This is a genomic window from Bacillus sp. 2B09, assembly GCF_003946835.1.
Lineage (GTDB): Bacteria > Bacillota > Bacilli > Bacillales > Bacillaceae > Bacillus > Bacillus altitudinis.
In genome coordinates, this window is the sequence record NZ_RPSG01000001.1 from 637,735 (window position 1) to 656,447 (window position 18,713).

Genomic DNA, 18,713 nt, shown 5'->3' on the forward strand with positions numbered 1-18,713 from the left:
TCTTTCGTCCTACAATCAACTTAGTCATAAAGAAATGAATTTTTTGTGACATTTGATCTAACCTTTCTTCAGAATATCATACTATACAAAAAGTGAGGGCACATGATATGGAAATTCAAGCGATGGTCACAACAAATGAAAAAGATTTCGAGAAACAAACACTATTACTAGATGATCCAAAAGCAGATGAAGTGCTTGTCAAAATCGTTGCATCTGGCGTTTGTCATACGGATGCCACTGTATTAGATGGCACGCTCCCTGTTCCACGTCCTGCTTTATTAGGACATGAAGGCTCTGGCATTGTCGTGAAAGCAGGTTCTAATGTCACAACCGTTCAAGAAGGAGACCACGTTGTACTAGGTTTCGCTTATTGCGGTCATTGCCATAATTGTCTTGACGGGAACGCTGGTGGATGTGAAAACATGATTCCACTGAATTTTTCTGGTCGTAATAAACATAATGAAACGCCTATCCATACACATGATCATCAAGATGTATCACAATTTTTTGGTCAATCGTCATTTGGTACATATGCAACGGTTGATGAGAAAAATGTGGTGAAAGTAGACAAAGAAACTGATTTACGTTATTTAGGACCATTCGGTTGCGGCTTAATGACTGGGAGCGGTACTGTCTTAAATTCACTTGCTCCAGCTCCAGGTACAAGTTTTGTTGTGTTCGGTACAGGTGCTGTTGGTTTAAGTGGGTTAATGGCAGCAAAAATTGCAGGCTGTGATCCGATTATTGCCGTTGATATCCATGATAGCCGCCTTGAATTAGCAAAAGAATTAGGTGCAACACATGTCATCAACAGTAAACATGAGAATCCAGCTGAAAAAGTTAAGGAAATCACAGAAGGAAAAGGAGCACATTACTCATTTGAAACAACTGGAGTACCAGAAGTCACGTTAGCTGCTCTTCACTGCCTGCGTGTCAAAGGAACTTGTGCAACAGTAGCAGTAGGAAAGCGCGATTTAACGTTTAATGTGACAAATGATCTCATGCTCAATGCGCTCACGTTAAAAGGTGTGATAGAAGGAGATGCCGTTCCTCAACTATTCATTCCTAAACTAGTCAAGTTCTTTAAAAATGGACAATTCCCAGTTGAGAAACTAGCAAAATTCTACGAATTAGAAGAGATTGAACAAGCCTTTGAAGATTCTAAAAATGGATCTACGATTAAACCAATTCTTATTTTAGATAAAGAGTATCGAGCTTAAGCCGAAATAAGACATGAAACTCAAAAGCCCCCTTGCCATATAAAGGGGATTTTTGCAATTTCATGCTGTCCTTACTTTCACACATACATCACCGGCGTCGATATTTTAATAATCTTCCCGCCTCGACGATAAAACCTTGGAACACGGCGGCTTAATGTTGCAATGACTTCATAGTTAATCGTATTGAGCATTTCAGCAATTTCATCAACAGAAATTTCTCCGCCCTTTTGACGGCCATAAATGACGACTTCCTCGCCTTGCTTTGCTTTCATCTCTCCTAAGCTGATCATCGTCATATCCATTGTGACTCGGCCAGCAATCGGCATTCTTTCTCCGCGGAAAAGCATAAACCCTCGATTGGATAAAGCACGTGAGTACCCATCTGCATAACCAATCGGTATGGTTGCAATGACTTCGTCAGGCTTTGCCACATAGGTTGCCCCATAGCTGACGGTTCTTGGCTTTGTCACCATTTTCTTCACGAACGCAATTCTTGCTTTTAAACTGAGAGCGGGCTCTAGCTGAACAGCGTCTAAGCTTTCAATGTATTGCGAGGGATACAATCCATAAAGTCCGATACCAAGCCGGATCATATCGGCACTAAATTCAGGAAACGCAATCGAAGCAGCTGTATTGTTCATATGTACGGTCGGCAGTTTGATCCCTTCTTCTTTCAAAAACCGAAGAAAATCAATGAAGATGCTGTGCTGCAGCAACGTGAAATCAGGGTCAGGCTCATCCGCAGTGGAGAAATGCGTAAATATTCCATCCCACCTCAGGTTTTCACTCTTTTCAAGCGCCTTCACCACCGCTAACAGCTCTTCCTTTGTCCGTACACCTAATCGCCCCATCCCCGTGTCAACATTGACATGAATCCCAAGCCGTCGCTTGCTTTCTTCTTTCGCTAAGATCTCGTTTGCTTGAGCAATCCAGTCTTCTCGAAGGCCGGAGAGGTCGATTCTCCAGGCTGCGGCCCTTTTCACACAGTCGAGCGGTGTAAATCCAAGAACCAAAATCGGCGCTTCAATTTTTGCTCTTCGCAGCACAATGCCTTCCTCTAAGCTAGCAACTGCGAGCTCCGTCGCACCGCTTTCTAGTGCCTGCCGCGCTACCTCCACTGAACCGTGTCCATAAGCATTCGCCTTCACGACAGCCATGATCTTACTCTTCTTTGGAATATGCGCTTGAATGGCTTCGATATTTCTTTTAATCGCATCAAGATTAACTTCGATCCAGACTTCCCGGCAAAGTTTTTTCATAATCGTTCCTCCTTTTAACATAAGTTTCTTCTGTAATTTGTGTTCGTTTTAACATATAGTCTATCTTTATTCATTTATACAAAAAACATTCAATAAGAACCAAGACCTGTTAATTCTTGAAAAAGCCTATATAGACTTGAATACTTACATTCACACTGAAATGACATTAATGATAGGACCTTACAAAACTGAAATAATTATGATGCTCTTGATAAAGCTTGGCTTTCACAATCTAGTTCAAAATAGAGTCCCGCAAACGGTCAATGCCGTGTCACTTCTTTAGTTGTAAATGATCTTTTAAGCGGCGAATGAATGAAGATAGAATTAGGAAATGGCTAGATTTTTTTCAATATCATCCATGGGAAAAGATTAGACTTTTCCTCTTCACAATTCTCTGAGGAAATTTCTTAAAATAGGTAGATATTCAAATCGAGAAGGAGCTTTAGCAATACGAGTAATGAGCAATATTCTTACTAAAAAATAATGTTTTAAATTTTTAATAGATAGATATTAAGTCGTTTTCTTCACAGAAAATTTCAATTCATCCCGAAAGGAAAATGTTCACAATTAATTAACACTTTTTAACAGGAATATCTCGATTTAATATCGAATTAATGACTTGTAAACTAATTTAAAAGGAGTGCTTTAGAATGAAAATGAAGAAATCTATGTATTCTCTTATTGCTGTTTCTGCATTGACTTTTACTATTGGAGGGGTTGCTTCTGCTCAAGAATCCGTTCAAACTAATCATCTTTCATCTATGCCTATTACGCTAAAATCTTTATCCGCGGATGCTCCAATTAAAACAAATGCAAGAAATATCACAATTAACGTAGGATCTAGTTATCCTATTGATGACATTGCCTCATATGCTGTTGTTGTGAAAGGATCACAGTATGTCTCTGTATCCGGTAGAGATATTAAAGGGTTAAAAGATTCAGGTAGTAACCAAGTAGAAGTATGGATGTATAAATCAAATGGCGCTCTATTAGGCGCTCTTTATATAACGGTTAGAAAGTAAATTAAAAAGCCTCTATTATGGAGGCTTTTTTTTAAGCAGGATCACCAATACCTAACGTGTGAGTCACATTAGATTATTTTACAATTTTATCCTTATTCATAAGCAAGCACCCAGTACTTCGCCCCAGGCTCCCCCTCCTCTACAACAGCCTTCCATCCTCTTTTTTGATAAAAAGACAAAGCTATGTGATTTTCGGATACACATTTGAGGGTGACTGGTGTTCCGAGCACTTTGATCGCATGTTTCAGCAACAGATCGCCAGCCCCTTGACCAACAGCTTCTGGATGTACAAACAAGAGATGAATAAAACGATCTGGTACATATAATGAGATGAATCCAAGGATTTTATTGCTCTCCTCAGCTAAGAAAATTTGCTCTTCCTGCGTATCTTGATCAAAATCTTGCAGTTTGATTTCTTCTGTATTGAGCCAGTGAAAGCTCTGACGTCGGGATTCTAAATAGATTTGTCTTAATTGTGGATAATCTTCTATGCTTGCTTCTCTAATGAACATCGCAACACCTCCTTTGTTTTTCATTTGAATGTTAATTCGCTTCTAAAATGTGTTTTGCCTGTGTTCTGCCTGCCATTAACAATTGATCACTGAACTGCGAATCATTGACAGCTCGTGCAAGAGCAATTGTACCAATCATGCTGCTTACTAGTGCGTAACTGGTAGAGAGATCTATGTTTCCCGTATCAGCTATAAACGCCATAAACCGTTTCAATTCATCGGTATAAGCTTTCCGTACCTCTTGCGATAATTGAGCAATCTCCCCTGCCAGTGCAGGCAATATACAGCCGATCTCCGTCTGATCACGGTGAACGGAACTTAAATAAAAGTCAATGATCGTCTGAATTCGAGGCTGGTCTGTTTTCTTGTCTGCAACACTTTGCAGCAGCTTGATCGTATCAGTAATAGCAAAATGAAAAGTCTCTATCACCAACTGATCCTTGTTCTTAAAGTGAGCGTAAAACCCTCCATGAGTTAGACCTGCCCCTTTCATAATGTATGGCAAACTGATACTACGGACGCCATTTGTTCGAAATGCTCGTGCAGCACTAGCGATGATCTGCTCTCTCACTTTTGACTTATGACCTTTCGGATAAGGCATCCTCTTTTCTCCTCCTTCCTTTTAACTCATCTAAGTGTATTTATTAAAATATTATATTCATCATATTATCATGTGTCAATTGACTGAAATCCATCTTTCCTCACTCAAATGGGATTGACTTCACCAAAATATGATGACTATAATATATTATGATCATCATATTTTGAAATTGGAGGTGCAAGAAATGATTCATTTAGAAACAGTAGATACATTAGTGATTGGATCAGGTCCGGGAGGCTACGTGGCGGCGTTACGTTCAGCTCATCTCGGCATGAAGACTGCGATTGTAGAACGTGATCAGTTAGGTGGCGTATGCACCCATGTAGGCTGTATCCCTTCTAAAGCGCTAATAGCAGAAGCAGAGCGGTTCAAACTCCGCACACAATGGGGTGGTTTTCAAGAAGGCGGTTCTTTCAATGAAGCTCAAGCGTTCAAAAAAGCGGTTGTGGAAAAACAAGCTGGAGGCGTCCAATTTTTGTTAAAGTCAGCGGGAGTTACTATTTTGGAAGGCGAGGCAAGCTTGTTCGATCAGCATACAGCGGTGATTCAACATGCCGAAAAAGGTGAAAAACGAATCAACTTCAAACACCTTATATTAGCAACCGGCTCTCGTCCAATTGAAATTAAATCACTCCCTTTCGGAGGTCGTATATTGTCTTCCACTGAAGCACTATCCCTTCCCGAAATCCCTAAAAGCCTTGTCGTAGTTGGGGGTGGATATATTGGTGTTGAACTCGGACAGATGTTTGCAAGGTTTGGATCAAAAGTCACCATTCTAGAAGGCGGCAATCAAGTATTGCCTGGCTTTGAAAGTGAACTTGTCTCTCCTGTTGTTCGACAATTGAAAGAAGATGACATCACCGTGATTACAGGAGCAAACGTCATAGGTGCCGAGCAGCGTATGAGCGGAATTGATCTTCATTATGAGAAACAGAAAGAAAGTTACACGTTGAAAGCAGATTATGCACTGATTACTGTCGGAAGAAAACCGAATACAGATGGAACATTAGGTCTCCATTCTATCGGTTTGTCCATTACCCCTAACGGACTAGTTAAAATTGATGAACAATGCAGAACTTCCATTCCGCACATTTATGCAATTGGTGATATCACCGAGGGTCCTGCTCTGGCTCATAAAGCTTCCTATGAAGCGAAGGTGGCAGCAGAGGCAATCGCCGGGAAACCTTCGATGATCGATTATAAAGCGATCCCACTTGTTGTGTTTTCTAGCCCAGAATTGACGAGTGTTGGACTCAGCGAAACGGATTGCAAACAAAGATCCATTCCGACTGTTATTGGAAAAACAATGTTCTCTATTAATGGTCGAGCACTGGCATTAAAAGAACCAGAAGGATTTGTGAAGATTGTGGCCCATGCTGAATCTGGCCTTATTTTAGGAGCACAAATCGTAGGTGCAGAGGCATCTACTCTTATATCAGAACTTTCTCTCTCTATTGAAATTGGTGCTACAGTAGAAGATTTAGCCATGACGATTCATCCTCACCCAACATTAGGTGAAATGATCATGGAAGCTGCAGAAATGGCCACTCGTAAAGTTGAAAAATACCTTTCACGATAATTCATTCAGGTGCATCTTTTAAAGATTGAGCAAAATAATCGCCATAGCCTACTTAGGAATAGGCTATGGCGATTTCAATTGAGTCATGATATAAAAGCAGCGGTATATTGATCTTTAATTGGATACCTCTTCACGTTTTTTTCCTAATTTCATCGATAACTGAACGCCAATCATCAGCATCACGATGGCGAGCATTGCGACAATAGCAGCTTGAAAATGTCCGCTGATATCGAAAATCAAACCGATTAAAAATGGACCAAATCCTCCCATGATGTACCCGCCCATCTGTGACATCGCGGACCATGTACCGGCTTCTTCTGGTGTACGCGTTTCAATAATAGGCAGCATAAGCGCCAAAGGAAATAATCCACCTGCTCCAATCCCTAGAAAAATAACAGCTGGCAGGATCGGCATTGGCAGTAGAAGGAATATGAGGCCAATCAGCTCTGACAAACTGCATAAGATCAGAAATAATTTCGGCTTTCCTAGACGATTGACGATGTTTGGAACGAGTAATGCCACCGGAATCTGAATGAGTGTAAATATCGTAAGTAGCATGGCGGCATACTGCGGACTATTCCCAAAATCAAGCGCAATGGGTGAAATCCACGCTGTTAACGAATAGAACATGCTAGACATAAAGCCAAAGAACAAGGTGAATTGAATGGCTTTTTTGTTTCGCAGCGGTAATCTCAGCGGCACATCTGCATGATCCGCTTGTTGGTTTTGACGAGCTAGACCGAGCCACAAAATCAGTGCAATAACGCCTAAAACCGCCCAGCAGGATAACGCAAGTGGAAGGTTATGCTCACTGCGAAGGTAAATCGGAATGGTCAAGCCCGAAGCAAGTGCAGCTCCAACTGTCATCGATATAGAGTACACACTGACAATCCCAGGACTTTTCGGGAAATACTTTTTAATAAAACTAGACAACAATGGTCCGGCAAAACTTATTCCAACTCCTCCTGCAAAAGCAGTCGTAAGAAGGATGGTAACCGTTTGACTTGTACCACGCAGTCCAGTCGCAATTGTGATAAGAAAAATCGAGAAAAAAAGAGTTCTCTCTAATCCAAACCGGCGGCTTAGTTTCGTTGCTACAGGGGCAAACACTCCCATGCACAAGACCGGCAAAGTGGTTAAAAGACTTGCCGTGAGTGCACTAACGCCAAGGTCTGATTGAATCATGCTCATCATAGAAGCTACGGATGTAATGATTGGGCGCAAGTTTAAGGCAGCTAAAAATAAAGCAGCTAAATAAAATAATTTTTTTATCAATACTCTTCTTCCTCTCTCATCTTGTTGAGGTTACTATGAGTATAAATCCGCTTCATTCATTGATCAATACAATAATTCGTATTATGATGATAGGAAAATACTATCATTAATGAAAGGATGGCATATGGATACTCGTCACATTACCTATTTTATGGCTGTATTCGATCATTTGCATTTCACAAAGGCTGCAGAGCAGCTAGGTATATCACAGCCTACATTAAGCCAACAGATTCAACTGCTTGAAGCTGAAGTTGGGATGCCGCTTTTTGACCGAATCGGTAAAAAAGTAGTTGCAACTGAAGCTGGTACGCTTCTTTATCAATATGGCATGAAAATGCTTCAGGCTGAACGAGATGCAAAAAATGCCATGAAAGAACTGTTATCTGAACAGCGGGGTACCGTTCGGCTTGCCGTCCTTCCCTCTGATCTTGACTTTCAGCTTGTTCCGCTTTTTGTAGAATTTAAAACGCTGTATCCAGAGATCAACCTAAAGGCTTTTTCGACCATCTTTGTTCGTGACGAGGTGCTCTCACATAAAGTCGATATCGGAATTGGGCTGCGCGGGCCTGCGGATAAACGACTGATTCAAATACCACTTGGCGATGAGCCCTACGAATTGTTTGTTCATTCAGACAGTGAACTGGCAAAAAGGCGTGAAGTGACGCTAAAAGAGCTGACAAAGCATGCACTGGTCATGTATCCAAAAGGCTATCTAGGAAGAGATTTGGTCGATGACGTATGTAAAGAACACGGTTTTGAATTGGACACGGTCATGGATGTTGGGTCTGCCACTTCATTATTGCAGCTGGTTGAAGCCGGGATCGGCGCCACCATCCAGCCAAGAGGGCTGTTAAAGCAACATTCAGCATGGCCTAATATTGTCTCTATTCCTATTTCTGCCCCTGCTCCTGTTCGGCATCTTGAATTAACGTATTATGCCGATCGATTTGTGACCAAAGCGCAAAAACAGCTATCTGAATGGCTAATAGACTTTTTCAAATCAAGAACAAACTAAAAAGTGAGGGTAACACATGAAGAATGCAAACAGCATATTTACAAGAACAAACCGGGTCGTGATTCGTCAGTTTGATCAGCAGGATATTGAAGCATTTTATCAATACCGATCAAATCCCTCTATTGCCACATTTCAATCCTGGGGAAACTACACGCACGAAGACGCTGAATCATTTGTTCAACACCAAATGACGCAACAACCTAATCAACCAGGGACGTGGTTTCAATACGCGATTGCTTTATCTGAATCCAATCAGCTGATAGGAGATTGCGCCATTCATACACTCGGCAGCGAGCCTAGAATCGTTGAAATAGGATTTACACTAGCGCCTGAATTTCAAGGAAAGGGCTATATTCACGAAGCCTTGAATTCAATGATCGAATATATTTTCACTACACTGAACAAGCATAAAATCATTGCCTTTACAGATGTACGCAACGAAAAATCTATTCGAGTGCTGGAACGTTTAGACATGAGACGCGAAGGACATTTGCTGCAAAATTATATGTCAAAAGGACATTGGGTCGATGAGTATCAATATGCCATTCTTCAATCTGAGTGGGCCGCGAAGCGTCATTAAACATTTATTTCCTATTTAAAATCCCTAAATAAGCGCTCCACGGTCCTACATCGGTTCGATATCGTTCCGCCATGATCCGAACAATTTGGGAGATATGGGTGAAATCATGGACAACCCACGCAGAAAGTAATTCGCTCACTTGCACGATGCCGAATTCTGGATGGACGCCCCTTTTTTCTAGGTCAAGACTTGAATGTGTCATACGCTGAATGTATGCCACATTCTCCATCCGCACATGATGAAACTCCGCTAGTGCTTGTTCTATCTGTCTTTCAGTTTGATTCAAATGGGCGTAGCGGTCAAATGCAGGAAATGGGGTATTCTCTCCATCAGCAAGAATGACATTTAATCGGGGAATCCAGTTGAATTTCTCTGCTTCAATCAAATGTTCAATGACTTCAACGGGATTCCACGTTCCCTCCCCTTCACGACTGTGGAGCCAATCCTTCGATAAACCTGACAAAAGACTTTCTAATGTACGAGGAGTTCGACTCAACATATCCAAAGCTTCATTTAAATTGAAATTCATATGGTTGCTCCTTTATCCATTTTCTTTTATTCTAATGGATTTTGGATAGATTGTAACTTAATACCTCAAGACAAACAAAGGCGCTTTTGATCAAACTTATATATACAAATAGAACTTTTCTATAACGATCACCATGCTTTCTTTTTTATAATAGAAAAAAATGAAATGTGGTGATATCTATGTCTATAACGATTGGTATTATGGACGGGATGGGTCCTTTAGCAACGATTGACCTGATGAAAAAAAATCATTTCACATACACCAGCTGTGAATTAGATTGAACAACTTAATGCATATTGAAGTGCCACATTCTTTGTTTACCATTTTAAAAAATCACCTTCATTTTCCCCTTGTAAACCTGTGACATAAAAAAGAAAATAATCAGGTGACAAAGAAGAAGTTGTGAAATTGAAATCAATGTCAAACTCTTCAATTAGAAATTCATCTGGGTATACCTTCCATATTTTTTGCTTTATTTTGGACTCAATCCAAAGATCTTCATAGTTTGATAGTTGAGAATCCAAAACAAGATAAACTTTGTTACGTTTTCTTCCTTTTTGGAAAACACCATAATTGACTAATAGAACATAAGGTAAATAATCTAATGTCAAACTTTTATAGAGCCAAATATTTTTCTCAGTAGCTCTAGAAACCATATCTTTAAAATCTTTTAGTTTAAGCTCTCCATCCAGCAAACTCCTGCATTTTTCATATACTGTCCACATGTTACTCAAAAATTGCTTTTTTACTGACTTGGCATTTTTATAATCTTTTTCGATAGGCTTGAGTTTGTTATATCTTTCTCTATTATTCGGAATAGATGGACAATTAGAATGAGGAAAATGAATAAAATGTTTAGCTGAACTGGGTGTATTACCTGATCTAATGTAAAGATCATTACCACAAATCATGCATCTTGGTTTTATCTCTTTATAATATAACTCCCAATCTTCAATCGATATTTTTTCATTTGTTTTAGGATGTAATGCAGATCTAGCCATAAATTTCCTCCTATTTAAATAACATCACGCAATTTTATTAGATCAACTACAAGAAACACTATTTCAATATTCAATTATGCCTACTCAATCAGAATAGGTTATGAGTTAATACGCAATAACTTTATAAAAAGTTTCAAAATCTCCCTAATTACTTAATCTAAATTATACCCTGCTAAGTAGCTTGCGATATGTATTCTGTACCTGCCAAAAATCCCTCTTTTATATTTAATAAGTACTAATATAAAAGAGATCTCACACAATCGAAGTTAGGATTTCTCTATTCAAAAGAACGTTGGTATATCATCTGTATTTTTATGTTAATTTCATCAAACCAATTATTCCTTAAATTTCTCTTAATCACATATGGTATAATTATCCTCATGTAAACAAGGGGGGATCCTAATGAAGGAAATAGTATATTTAGATACAGAACTAGTAAACTCAATTCTAGCCCAAATTGATCAAGGAATAATCACTGATTATGCTCAACATGATGACACTCAAAAATCTCTCTCATCTGGAACAAGAGATTCATCTGGGAAAAGTGCGACGTTAGCATTTAATGCTAGTGGAGGTTCTGGATGGCTTCCTGGTGTAAATATTGGTCTCTCAGGTAATATTGGAGGGAAATCTGATGCAATGTCATTAGATTCTGAAACTTTATTAGAAGGACATAAAGACATTCTCAATAAATCCTTTCATGATTATTCTCTTGTATTACTATTGGAAAAATTAAAATCTGGAAATTTATTAATGAGTAATCAAGATGAACTACATGAAGGTGATCTCTATTTCGGTGAGGGCCCTTTTACATTTTTTGATTTTGAGTTGTTAAGTAACGCATTAAATCCAGATGCATTAGAAACTTTTATGTTATATGAAGATGATCAATCAATAAAAAATGTTGAAGAAGCAGAAAATATTATAAAAAAAGCGAAAGGTACAAAACAAGATCCAACTTTGATAAAGGAAGCGAAAAACATGGTCGAAAAAAGAAAAGAACTAAGTCCTATATTAAATTTATATAGTACCCTAGATATTCTCAGTTCATATTCTTCCAAAATTTTAGGCGGTCATTCAATAATAAAATCAGAAACAAATATAGGACTTGTAAAAAAAGAATATCTTCGTGAGTCTCCTGAATCTTTATCCTTTAGAGGAAATAATGGTAAAAATATAAAATTCTTAGCTAGAATTATAAGAAAAAAAGATGAAGTTTATGATGGAACTGGTTTAGAAACAATCTCCCCAGATCAATTGCATGAAGTTCCTAATTTTATGCTGGATATCGTTTTAGGAAGCTTTAATATTATTAAATCAGGTGATTTATTAGTTACACCGATTGCAATTTATTTTGAATAATTTAAATGGAAAAGCGAACTTTTTCATGTTGGAAAAAAATTAAATGAACTGCATTTATACTTAACACTGTTATAAACTGATATATTAAAATTTTTTAACAGGTTTTTCTGATTTAAAAGGGATTTCTGCAAAAAAATGGAGAAGTTTAGTTGTATATAAAAACAGACCCCCTTAAGGTCTGTTTTTATCTATACATTTTCAGATGTTGCATTTCGGTCAATCAAAGTCGTGTTTCGATCAGTTTTTTGTTGTTCTTCCATTGTTGTATTTCGAATCGACTTTGTTTCAATGATCTTCATCGTTTCTACAGTTGATACACTCAATAATACAATGCTTACTATGAATAGCACCCTTTTAATAATCATATAGACACTCTCCTTTTTGAATATCATTTTGAGCCTTAAGAGCCTTTCTGTAATATTCGGCAGCTTTTTCAAAGTCCCCTTTTTTTTCATAAAATAATCCGACACTTTGAGCAAATGCTTCCACATAGACATGTAGTTTCTTTTCTTCAAAAATATCAAACACTTCTTTCAAAGCTTGTTCATTAGTATCCATATAAATAGCTTTTAATGCTTTAAATAACAAGACACTTAGCGAATCATTTACCTTTAAGGAATATATAAGTCCATCTTCAACGAGCAGATCCGCTTCATCAGTTTGATTAGACTTGTACAACGACCAACACAAACTAAATAAAGTAATTGGCTTTATGTCACTTTTTTCCGAAGAAATAACATCTAACACTTCTTTATAATGCTTTATTGCCTCTGTATACTTTGATTGCCTATCATATGTATTACCAATATTTAATAATGTTTTTGCTACTAAACGTTGATCGTTTGCGCCCACAGCAATTGAATAAGCAGTCTTTAAATGTTGCAACGACTTTTCATATCTCATGAAATCATCATAATTTCCTGCAATGACAATTAGACTTTGAATTTGGCGAACTTTATACTGCTCATGTTCTTTATAAATATCTAGCGCCTTTATGATGTGATGCATAGACACATGAGTTTGTTTCATAATATAGTAGGCTTCAGCCACCTTGAAGTGAAACTCCGCTTGCTCAATATCATCGACAACCAGTGCAAGCTGCCTTTCAGCGATCTTGTAATATTGAATAGCCTGTACATATTCTTTCTTACTAAATTCATACATTCCTCTAAAAAAAGCATTGTAATATTGCAACATACCCGAAAGTTGATGATTAGAATTCTCAATTTTATCAACCAATTCAGAAACAGAAGGCGATCGTTTTTCTGAAGGTTTAATATAATCGAGCATAAGCTGATGGCGAAAACACATCAATTGATAATAAATGAGCAGATCTTGATCCTCTTCCATTCGTTCAATTTCTCGTTCGACCTCAGCTTTCAAAATCTCTGCATCAGGTACACTGAATTGCCGAATCATTTTATACCATTCATTGATTTTCACACCTACATGTGAAGAAAGAACTTTCTCCATCCCTTATCCCCCTTCCACTGAACTCCCTTATATGACATTTATTATCACATACAAGAATTTACAAAGCACCGAAAAGAAACCGCAAAAAGAACAAATATAGCCTTAGTAAACCTTTGGAACATTTTCATTCTCATCACAAAACAAAAAGGCAGACTCATTTCAGTCTGCCTTCATCTTCTAGATTTCCATGAGAACACCTTTTGTCTTCAGGTAATTTGCATTGAATCATTTAACCACTCTTCACAATGTTCAATAAGCCACCTCATATATTCAACATATTGACCGACATGATAGCCATCACAAACAGCATGATGGACTTGAATCGCGACTGGCAAGATGATTTTTTCTTCTTTCATCTTAAATTGACCTAACGTAAATATTGGTAGTAAATAAGTTATATCTGTAGATACATTAAGGTTAAAAGAAGTAAAATCAATCCACGGCAGACTTGAAATATTGAACATGTTTTCTGGCATATGAGGTTTCGGAAATAGGCTGCTGCTTTTGCTATAAGTGTCCATGTCCGCTACACAGCTTTTATAAAACCGAGCAAAGTTTTCGTCATAAGGCGTCCAAATACTTGAAAACGTCTTTGTTTCTTTATTTAAAATCGTATAACTAGGATGGAGAATCTCCCAGTAACCAAGTGCATCGTTCACTTGATCCATCCGAAATTCCGGTATTTTTTGCACAGCTCTTGCTAACAAATAAATTTGCACAGGATATACTTTTAGCCTTTTTTCTTTTAATATTGCATACAATTTTGTGATGTCTAGATCGATCACCAGACTATATGTGCATCGGGTTACCGTCATATAATGATGAAAGTGCTCTTTTCTCGGATAATTTTCATCTATTTGTTCAAACATTTTTTATCTCCTCCTGAATGTTATTTCATGTATTCAGGAGGAAGCTTTATCTGTTTTTACCACCACAATCATCCTTTCACAAGATATATCATGTTTCTGTTTATTCAAAGTCTACCATTTCGCAACATCATGATTCTTTCATTATAAATTGGTGGCACTTCATGCTTGAAGCCTCGCCCCGCCATATTTGATTGTCCAATTAGTAAAAATGACTTCATATCTTTCCCCCCTCTAAATATTTTATCAAAAATGTATTTGCTTGAACGTAATCAGTTTACCCTTGCTCTGTGATTTCTAGAATTTCAACAATCTCTTGAAATTCCCTTAAAAACGATTACTTCTTTCTCGACTCATAAACATAGTTCAAATCAAAAGCAATCTCTTTTAATATATCAATGAAAATGTGAATGGCTGCTCCTAGATGTTTATCCTTCCTATAAACGATTCCTACACTTCTAATCAAATTAGCGTTCTTTATAGGAATAATCTTTAATTGAGGTTCGTTTAAGTATTCAAGATAAGGAGTCGGTAAGACCGTTATCCCTATGCCATCTACCACCATATTAATTAATGACTGCATAGTTGTTACTTCAAAAATAGGATTGGGTAGAAAGCCAATATCTTTACAACTTTTGTTGATAAACTGTCTGATGTAAAATTGCTCAGGAAACAAAATTGAAGCAGTTTCTTCTAATACTTCTAACCCCAACTTTTCACTTTGTGCCAGGGGGTGTTTAACAGGTACTGCAAAAGCCATATCTTCCGTGTATAAAGAGATTGTTTCAAATTCATCCCCTTTCATTGGTAAAAACACAATCCCTAAGTCCACTCTATTTTCTATTAAGTGTTTTTGAATATCCCCAGTACGGAGACCTAGTACAGAAATTTTAACAGCTGGATATTGCTGATGAAATTTAGATAATGCCGGTGGAATAAGATAGTTCTCGACTGTTAGTAATGTCCCAATTGAGATTGATCCTCTTTGAAGCCCATTCAATTCATTGATCGATATTTTTGCTTGTTCAATTTCGTGAAAAATATTGCGAGTATATTTTAATAGGAGTTTTCCTGATTCAGTAAGAGTCGTTTTCTTACCAATACGATCAAACAAAGGTGTTCCAATTTCATGTTCTAAAAGTTTGATTTGCTGGCTTAAAGATGGTTGAGATATTCCAACCTTTTCAGCAGCTTTTGTAAAATGCAGTTCTTGACACATTGTATAAAAATACTCTAATTGCTTTAATTCCATTCTTCCGACTCCTAAATAGAAATTTTCACAAGTACAAACTTTATGATTTTTAAATATTAACATCTAATATACATTATTATACAAATAAAACCATAGGTACAAACTATAGTTATTATATAAATAATTGAATTGTTCTATAAAAATAAGTGTCTTAGACTATTACATGAAGGCTAGACTTACATGCACAAATAATTTCTTCAAACCATGTAAAGGAGGTCAGTCGATATAACGAGAACAAGTAACATTTTTTAGAAAGTATAAAAATTTTAATGTAGGAGGTTAAAACAAGTGAAGAATTTAAATGTCGCGATTCCAACCCCCTTTCATGAAGATGAAAGTCTGTACTTGGATGGATTTAAACCAATCGTTGAGTATTTAGCTGAAAATGGTATTGATTCACTACTCGTATCTGCAACTACAGGTGAACAAAATTCAATGAGTATTGAAGAAAGGATACAAATTATTGATTTTTTTAATCAGCAGGACTTTAAACATGTTGAACTAATGTTTGGTGTATCAGCTACAACGACAAAAAATGCAATAAAATTGATTGAACATCTTGAGGATTCAGTTTTCGACTCGATTCTCATTCAATTTCCTCCTTATATCCTACCAACTCAGGAACAAGCGATGTCTTACATGAATGAATTGTTAGAGCAAACCACAAAACATGTTGTTCTTTATAATAATCCTTTGCGCACGGGGTTTGAATTAAGTGCTGACTCATTTCACACTCTTATGAATCAAAAACACTCTCATTTGGTTGGGATGAAAGAAGAGAGTGATGTTAGACGCCTGAAAAATACAACTTTACCAGATGACTTTATCATGTTCGCTGGAGGGGACGTAAACCTCACTGAAAAAATATTAAACGGATGTAACGGGCTTTCTAGTATGGTAGGAAATGTTTATCCAAAAGAGATTCAAACATTTTTTAGTGACTTAGTTGCAAATAAGCCTGTGAATCTTCAAAAAATAAATCAACTAATCGATGAGGTGACACGTGGACATGCGATTGTCAATATTAAAAACCATTACAATGCTTTAGGCATAAAGGTAGGTAGGTGTCGTTCTCCCATTCGATAATTATTAATTCATTGCAAGCAGGTTCGAATCGTTTCATCCAGCTTGCCCCAATTCGTTATAAAAGATTTGGAGGGGTCTATAGCTGCCATGAGTATTCCACAAACGGAGCAAAAGAAAAGATCGAGTATGCAGACAAATAAAAAGATATTAACTGTTGTTGGTGTTATTCTAATTGCAGCAAATCTTAGGGCCCCAATTACATCAGTCGGTCCAGTATTGTCTTCCATTCGTGATCATCTTGGTATCTCTAACACATTAGCTGGTACAATTCCTACAGCCATTTTATTCACATTCGCATTGTTTTCTCCTTTTGCCCCCAAGATCACTCGCCGTTTGAGTATGGAATTAACACTGTTTATGTCGATAGCATTATTATTAGTTGGAATTGGAATACGTTCTTTTGGTAGAGTGGACACGTTATTTTTAGGAACCGTCATAATCGGTTCTTCAATTGCGATTTGTAATGTTTTATTACCTAGCTTCATTAAACATCATTTTGCAAACAAATTAGGTTTGATGACAGGCCTATATGCTGTTTCTATGAATTTATTTGGCGCTATTGGTTCAGGGATTAGCGCCCCCATTTCTTCATCATTAGGTTTCGGATGGTCAGGTTCTCTGGGTTGCTGGGGAATCTTAACTCTTCTTACCATGATATTTTGGGTACCAAAACTAAGGAACAACCAAGAATCTTTGGATTTTTTTCGAAAAGAGAATAAGAAAAGACCTATCAGCCTTTGGCGTTCTAAGCTAGCGTGGAATGTTACATTGTTTATGGGGTCTCAGTCCTTTGTATTTTTCACAGTCATATCATGGATTCCTGAAATTCTTGAAACTAAAGGGCTAAATGCTAATGAAGGTGGATGGATGCTATCATTGATGCAACTTTCAATGCTTCCTGCTACATTTATTGTACCTATTTTAGCTGGACGTTTTAGCAAACAACAGATATTAGTATGGATTTCATTTCTCTTGCTTGTTGTTGGCTTAATGGGCATTTTATATGGCGTGTCATTCCTTATACCTCTGTGGATGATAATGATTGGGATTGGCATTGGAATGGCCTTTAGCTTAGCCATGATGTTTTTTAGTTTACGCACAAAAAATACACAAGAAGCAGCAGAATTATCTGGTATGGCACAGTCTTTAGGCTATCTATTAGCAGCGATAGGACCTATTTTATTCGGCTGGTTACATGACATTACTTATCATTGGACTGTTCCTCTGTTCATGCTAATCTTCATTTCAGTCATAATTTTAATTACTGGTGTAAATTCTGGTAAGAACGTATATGTTACTTCTGCTAAATAAATAGCAACATTCATTAAGAATTTTTATGACACATGCATCGTAAAGGTTTTGAGTTAGTAACTTCTTCCCCAATTCGTCCCTTTTCAAAAAAATAAAACAAATATCTGTTGTCAAAAAACCCTTGCTTAGCAAGGGTTTTAATGATGATTCCGGCTAAACTCGATCCTGCAACCTCTCCCCTGTCAAGGACCGTTCAACCCCTATAACAAATAACCCAATTACTTCATTTATTTACAAATGATAACATTCATTAGAGATGGAGAACCAATATGCATACATATTCATTATGAAAAAAACTTTCAAAAGGTTTAATAATATCCACGGTTTCAGGAACTTTTTTTATTCACACCTTCTGCAGAAGCAAAATTCGAAACCATTCTAATCACTCTTGAACACTATACAGGCGCTCTTAAAGTGAATGGAAGTGAAAATGTAGCATGGTGGGTTGCTAGAACCATCATGTTGTTCTTTTTTTAAAATGAACTAAAACACAATGCTGAAACAATAAGGAGGTACTTGATTAGTGACACAGGAAAATAAGGCATCAAAAAGTTTGTTAATTACTTTACCCGCCGCTATTATCGCTATTGTATTGATTTTAGGAAAAATTGATACACCTGTAACAAACATTTTATTTTATGTAGTAGCTTTTGTTGTAATTGGTTTAACTGTTTCAAGCTTAATAAAAGACTACAAAAAAAGAAAGATTGATGACTCTTCGAAGGTGTAGCTATGAAAAACAGGATAATGAGCCCTTCAATAGTAGAGAT

At 37.2% G+C, this 18,713-nt stretch carries 19 protein-coding genes and 3 pseudogenes; 11 read left to right on the forward strand and 11 right to left on the reverse strand.

The annotated features are described in order from the left end of the window. The first annotated feature begins 107 nt into the window (after positions 1 to 107). Positions 108 to 1,220: an NAD(P)-dependent alcohol dehydrogenase gene (locus EBQ12_RS03265; RefSeq protein WP_007498906.1), complete on the forward strand. Its 1,113-nt coding sequence runs from the start codon at positions 108 to 110 to the stop codon at positions 1,218 to 1,220. A 77-nt stretch (positions 1,221 to 1,297) separates the two neighbouring features. Here EBQ12_RS03265 and alr read toward each other — a convergent pair whose 3' ends face one another. Next, entirely contained in the window at positions 1,298 to 2,479 is a 1,182-nt protein-coding gene (gene alr, locus EBQ12_RS03270; RefSeq protein ID WP_050827179.1) for an alanine racemase, read from the reverse strand. 252 nt (positions 2,480 to 2,731) lie between these two features. On the opposite strand from alr, the pseudogene EBQ12_RS19670 reads away from it, so the two are divergent. Beyond that, positions 2,732 to 2,791, forward strand: a pseudogene (locus tag EBQ12_RS19670) (YunG family protein); the annotation flags it as partial. Positions 2,792 to 3,129: 338 nt separating this feature from the next. Continuing rightward, positions 3,130 to 3,501 carry a BLB8/JUQZ-1 family protein gene (locus EBQ12_RS03280; RefSeq protein ID WP_008348328.1) on the forward strand — a complete coding sequence of 124 codons (372 nt, stop codon included), beginning with the start codon at positions 3,130 to 3,132 and terminating at the stop codon, positions 3,499 to 3,501. Between the two features lie 92 nt (positions 3,502 to 3,593). On the opposite strand, the gene EBQ12_RS03285 is transcribed toward EBQ12_RS03280, so the two are convergent. Together EBQ12_RS03285 and EBQ12_RS03290 are read right to left on the reverse strand one after the other, a co-directional pair. Next, entirely contained in the window at positions 3,594 to 4,013 is a 420-nt protein-coding gene (locus EBQ12_RS03285) for a GNAT family N-acetyltransferase (RefSeq protein ID WP_125589015.1), read from the reverse strand. A gap of 31 nt (positions 4,014 to 4,044) precedes the next feature. Continuing rightward, positions 4,045 to 4,614, reverse strand: a complete 570-nt coding sequence (locus tag EBQ12_RS03290; RefSeq protein WP_125589017.1) for a TetR/AcrR family transcriptional regulator — start codon at positions 4,612 to 4,614, stop codon at positions 4,045 to 4,047. Positions 4,615 to 4,798: 184 nt separating this feature from the next. Here EBQ12_RS03290 and lpdA point away from each other — a divergent pair, with 184 nt between their 5' ends. Next, the gene (lpdA, locus tag EBQ12_RS03295; protein WP_125589019.1) at positions 4,799 to 6,193 is read left to right on the forward strand and encodes a dihydrolipoyl dehydrogenase; all 1,395 of its coding nucleotides are present in this window, start codon (positions 4,799 to 4,801) and stop codon (positions 6,191 to 6,193) included. A gap of 114 nt (positions 6,194 to 6,307) precedes the next feature. On the opposite strand, the gene EBQ12_RS03300 is transcribed toward lpdA, so the two are convergent. Further along, the gene (locus EBQ12_RS03300; RefSeq protein WP_125589221.1) at positions 6,308 to 7,465 is read right to left on the reverse strand and encodes an MFS transporter; all 1,158 of its coding nucleotides are present in this window, start codon (positions 7,463 to 7,465) and stop codon (positions 6,308 to 6,310) included. Positions 7,466 to 7,577: 112 nt separating this feature from the next. Here EBQ12_RS03300 and EBQ12_RS03305 point away from each other — a divergent pair, with 112 nt between their 5' ends. Together EBQ12_RS03305 and EBQ12_RS03310 are read left to right on the forward strand one after the other, a co-directional pair. Then, positions 7,578 to 8,483, forward strand: coding sequence for a LysR family transcriptional regulator (locus tag EBQ12_RS03305; protein WP_019743043.1), 906 nt, complete (start codon positions 7,578 to 7,580; stop codon positions 8,481 to 8,483). Between the two features lie 16 nt (positions 8,484 to 8,499). Then, positions 8,500 to 9,063, forward strand: a complete 564-nt coding sequence (locus EBQ12_RS03310; RefSeq protein WP_125589021.1) for a GNAT family N-acetyltransferase — start codon at positions 8,500 to 8,502, stop codon at positions 9,061 to 9,063. A gap of 4 nt (positions 9,064 to 9,067) precedes the next feature. On the opposite strand, the gene EBQ12_RS03315 is transcribed toward EBQ12_RS03310, so the two are convergent. After that, positions 9,068 to 9,592 (reverse strand): DinB family protein, encoded by a 525-nt coding sequence (locus EBQ12_RS03315; RefSeq protein WP_125589023.1) that lies wholly within the window; start codon positions 9,590 to 9,592, stop codon positions 9,068 to 9,070. Positions 9,593 to 9,771: 179 nt separating this feature from the next. On the opposite strand from EBQ12_RS03315, the pseudogene EBQ12_RS19675 reads away from it, so the two are divergent. After that, positions 9,772 to 9,862, forward strand: a pseudogene (locus EBQ12_RS19675) (cysteate racemase); the annotation flags it as partial. A gap of 47 nt (positions 9,863 to 9,909) precedes the next feature. Here the strand turns inward: EBQ12_RS19675 and EBQ12_RS03325 are convergent. Beyond that, the gene (locus EBQ12_RS03325; protein WP_125589025.1) at positions 9,910 to 10,593 is read right to left on the reverse strand and encodes a hypothetical protein; all 684 of its coding nucleotides are present in this window, start codon (positions 10,591 to 10,593) and stop codon (positions 9,910 to 9,912) included. A gap of 402 nt (positions 10,594 to 10,995) precedes the next feature. Between EBQ12_RS03325 and EBQ12_RS03330 the strand changes: the two genes are divergently transcribed. Continuing rightward, positions 10,996 to 11,955 carry a DUF6414 family protein gene (locus EBQ12_RS03330; RefSeq protein ID WP_048003230.1) on the forward strand — a complete coding sequence of 320 codons (960 nt, stop codon included), beginning with the start codon at positions 10,996 to 10,998 and terminating at the stop codon, positions 11,953 to 11,955. A 188-nt stretch (positions 11,956 to 12,143) separates the two neighbouring features. Here EBQ12_RS03330 and EBQ12_RS03335 read toward each other — a convergent pair whose 3' ends face one another. From EBQ12_RS03335 to EBQ12_RS03355, 5 genes and pseudogenes are all read right to left on the reverse strand, one after another. Next, a complete protein-coding gene (locus EBQ12_RS03335; protein ID WP_046527481.1) occupies positions 12,144 to 12,320 on the reverse strand; it encodes a hypothetical protein in 177 nt (58 codons plus the stop codon). After that, positions 12,310 to 13,428, reverse strand: coding sequence for a Rap family tetratricopeptide repeat protein (locus EBQ12_RS03340; RefSeq protein WP_113747584.1), 1,119 nt, complete (start codon positions 13,426 to 13,428; stop codon positions 12,310 to 12,312). Before EBQ12_RS03340 ends, EBQ12_RS03335 begins: the two co-directional genes overlap by 11 nt. Positions 13,429 to 13,634: 206 nt before the next feature. Next, positions 13,635 to 14,297 carry a type A chloramphenicol O-acetyltransferase gene (gene catA / locus EBQ12_RS03345; RefSeq protein WP_125589027.1) on the reverse strand — a complete coding sequence of 221 codons (663 nt, stop codon included), beginning with the start codon at positions 14,295 to 14,297 and terminating at the stop codon, positions 13,635 to 13,637. A gap of 110 nt (positions 14,298 to 14,407) precedes the next feature. Then, a pseudogene (locus tag EBQ12_RS19485) lies at positions 14,408 to 14,515 on the reverse strand (sialate O-acetylesterase); the annotation flags it as partial. A gap of 116 nt (positions 14,516 to 14,631) precedes the next feature. After that, entirely contained in the window at positions 14,632 to 15,546 is a 915-nt protein-coding gene (locus tag EBQ12_RS03355; protein ID WP_057079671.1) for a LysR family transcriptional regulator, read from the reverse strand. A gap of 288 nt (positions 15,547 to 15,834) precedes the next feature. Here EBQ12_RS03355 and EBQ12_RS03360 point away from each other — a divergent pair, with 288 nt between their 5' ends. The 3 genes from EBQ12_RS03360 to EBQ12_RS03370 all read left to right on the forward strand — a co-directional run bounded on the left by EBQ12_RS03360 (position 15,835) and on the right by EBQ12_RS03370 (position 18,673). Beyond that, positions 15,835 to 16,632, forward strand: coding sequence for a dihydrodipicolinate synthase family protein (locus EBQ12_RS03360; RefSeq protein WP_017359637.1), 798 nt, complete (start codon positions 15,835 to 15,837; stop codon positions 16,630 to 16,632). 87 nt (positions 16,633 to 16,719) lie between these two features. After that, on the forward strand, positions 16,720 to 17,943 hold the full coding sequence (locus EBQ12_RS03365; protein ID WP_125589029.1) for a CynX/NimT family MFS transporter: 1,224 nt from the start codon (positions 16,720 to 16,722) through the stop codon (positions 17,941 to 17,943). A gap of 523 nt (positions 17,944 to 18,466) precedes the next feature. Beyond that, positions 18,467 to 18,673, forward strand: a complete 207-nt coding sequence (locus EBQ12_RS03370) for a hypothetical protein (RefSeq protein ID WP_017359639.1) — start codon at positions 18,467 to 18,469, stop codon at positions 18,671 to 18,673. The last annotated feature ends 40 nt before the right edge of the window (positions 18,674 to 18,713 follow it).

What these genes read in the sequence shown, in the direction of transcription:
- EBQ12_RS03265 (WP_007498906.1), top strand. Translation starts at nt 108, where the DNA reads ATGGAAATTCAAGCGATGGTCACAACAAATGAAAAAGATTTCGAGAAA.
- alr (WP_050827179.1), bottom strand. Translation starts at nt 2,479, where the DNA reads ATGAAAAAACTTTGCCGGGAAGTCTGGATCGAAGTTAATCTTGATGCG.
- EBQ12_RS03280 (WP_008348328.1), top strand. Translation starts at nt 3,130, where the DNA reads ATGAAAATGAAGAAATCTATGTATTCTCTTATTGCTGTTTCTGCATTG.
- EBQ12_RS03285 (WP_125589015.1), bottom strand. Translation starts at nt 4,013, where the DNA reads ATGTTCATTAGAGAAGCAAGCATAGAAGATTATCCACAATTAAGACAA.
- EBQ12_RS03290 (WP_125589017.1), bottom strand. Translation starts at nt 4,614, where the DNA reads ATGCCTTATCCGAAAGGTCATAAGTCAAAAGTGAGAGAGCAGATCATC.
- lpdA (WP_125589019.1), top strand. Translation starts at nt 4,799, where the DNA reads ATGATTCATTTAGAAACAGTAGATACATTAGTGATTGGATCAGGTCCG.
- EBQ12_RS03305 (WP_019743043.1), top strand. Translation starts at nt 7,578, where the DNA reads ATGAAAGGATGGCATATGGATACTCGTCACATTACCTATTTTATGGCT.
- EBQ12_RS03310 (WP_125589021.1), top strand. Translation starts at nt 8,500, where the DNA reads ATGAAGAATGCAAACAGCATATTTACAAGAACAAACCGGGTCGTGATT.
- EBQ12_RS03315 (WP_125589023.1), bottom strand. Translation starts at nt 9,592, where the DNA reads ATGAATTTCAATTTAAATGAAGCTTTGGATATGTTGAGTCGAACTCCT.
- EBQ12_RS03325 (WP_125589025.1), bottom strand. Translation starts at nt 10,593, where the DNA reads ATGGCTAGATCTGCATTACATCCTAAAACAAATGAAAAAATATCGATT.
- EBQ12_RS03330 (WP_048003230.1), top strand. Translation starts at nt 10,996, where the DNA reads ATGAAGGAAATAGTATATTTAGATACAGAACTAGTAAACTCAATTCTA.
- EBQ12_RS03335 (WP_046527481.1), bottom strand. Translation starts at nt 12,320, where the DNA reads ATGATTATTAAAAGGGTGCTATTCATAGTAAGCATTGTATTATTGAGT.
- EBQ12_RS03340 (WP_113747584.1), bottom strand. Translation starts at nt 13,428, where the DNA reads ATGGAGAAAGTTCTTTCTTCACATGTAGGTGTGAAAATCAATGAATGG.
- catA (WP_125589027.1), bottom strand. Translation starts at nt 14,297, where the DNA reads ATGTTTGAACAAATAGATGAAAATTATCCGAGAAAAGAGCACTTTCAT.
- EBQ12_RS03355 (WP_057079671.1), bottom strand. Translation starts at nt 15,546, where the DNA reads ATGGAATTAAAGCAATTAGAGTATTTTTATACAATGTGTCAAGAACTG.
- EBQ12_RS03365 (WP_125589029.1), top strand. Translation starts at nt 16,720, where the DNA reads ATGAGTATTCCACAAACGGAGCAAAAGAAAAGATCGAGTATGCAGACA.